Origin of the sequence: Acinetobacter sp. WU_MDCI_Abxd143 (assembly GCF_025514195.1) — a bacterium.
Taxonomy (GTDB): Bacteria; Pseudomonadota; Gammaproteobacteria; order Pseudomonadales; family Moraxellaceae; genus Acinetobacter; species Acinetobacter pittii_H.
The window spans coordinates 1-1,598 of sequence record NZ_JAHPTH010000034.1; the positions used below are offsets into that span (position 1 = coordinate 1).

Genomic DNA, 1,598 nt, shown 5'->3' on the forward strand with positions numbered 1-1,598 from the left:
ATATCGGCCATTTTTTCAGCCATCATAATGATCGGTGCATTCAAATTACCACTCGGGATCTCAGGCATGATCGATGCATCCACAATCCGCACATTGTCTAAGGTGTGAACACGACCAAACTCATCCACCACACTCATCTCATCGTGCCCCATACGGCATGTACAGCACGGATGATAGTTGGTACCTGCATTGTCTCTTAGCATTGCCAGAATTTCTTCATCTGTCTGTACATTCGGTCCCGGTGTAACTTCTTCACCACGTAAGTGATCCCATGCCTTTTGCGATACAACATTACGGATTGCCTTAACCGCATCAATGGCATCACGTCTGTCCTCTTCTGTACTTAAAAAGTTAAATCGGAATTTTGGTGCTGCAAACGGATCGGCACTTCCTAACCATACCCGACCGGTACTCGTCGGACGCATAAGGCTAAAGAAATACTGGAAGCCATTTTCCAGTTGGACGCTACCGTGCTGGAATTCACCTAATAATGGAATGAACTCAAACTGCACGTTAGGCACTTTAATGTCATCTCGAGTTCGAATAAATGCACCTACCTCGAAGAAGTTAGTTGCACCCAAACCTTTCTTGAAGAACTGCCACTGAGCGCCCAGCTTTGCTTTACCAAACAAAGTTAGCTCTTTGGCAATCGAAACATTTTGGGTTGCACGGTATTGAACCGGTGCAGCCACATGGTCTTTAAGTCCTTGGCCTACACCAGGCAAGTCAGCAACACATTCAATTCCATGTTCTTTCAAATGGGCTTTGTCACCAATACCTGAAAGCATCAGGATGTGTGGAGTATGCAAGGCACCAGCAGATAAAATAATCTCACGCTTAATCTCAATGACCTGAGGCATACCATGCCAATGGAAATGGATGCGTACAGCTTTCTTCTTATCGAACTCAATACGGGTCACTTGTGACTTGTCACACACATGCAAACGGCTGATATCCTTATTTTCATGGATATAAGCACGTGATGTATTCCAGCGTAAACCTTTATGGATATTACGTTGGGTAATATGAACGCCTTCTTGCTTGTAACCATTATGGTCATCTACACGTTCATAACCTGCCTGTACACCCGCTTCAAGAAAGGCTTGATACAGTGGGTTATTTGCTTTACAGGTTTCAATTTTCATTGGACCTGAGTCACCACGGTATTCATCACCGCCTTTATCGAAAGATTCAGCTTTTTTGAAATAAGGTAGGCAGTCTTTATAACTCCAGCCTTTAGCACCTAAAGCTTCCCAGTTATCGTAATCCCATGGATTACCACGAACCCAGTTCATGCCGTTGATTGATGAAGAACCACCGAGTACTCGACCGCGGGCTTCATAAATCTTACGGTTATTTAACTCTGGTTCTTCTTCAGAATGCATGTACCAGTTGAAACGGTCATCTGTAAGAGGGAAACCTAAGGCAGCTGGCATGCGAATATATAAACTATCGTCAACCGGACCTGCTTCAAGAAGCAGGACATTGACATCTTTATCTTCAGCTAAACGTGCAGCGATAACGCTTCCTGCTGATCCTGAACCAACCACAACATAGTCATATGCTGATTGTACTGTTCTTCCGTATATGTCGCGCAT

At 44.3% G+C, this 1,598-nt stretch carries 1 protein-coding gene; it reads right to left on the reverse strand.

Annotation, left to right across the window (positions count from 1 at the left end):
* Window positions 1-1,598: choline dehydrogenase (locus tag KTI79_RS19055; RefSeq protein WP_086375841.1), on the reverse strand; the 1,598-nt coding region annotated here is incomplete at both ends.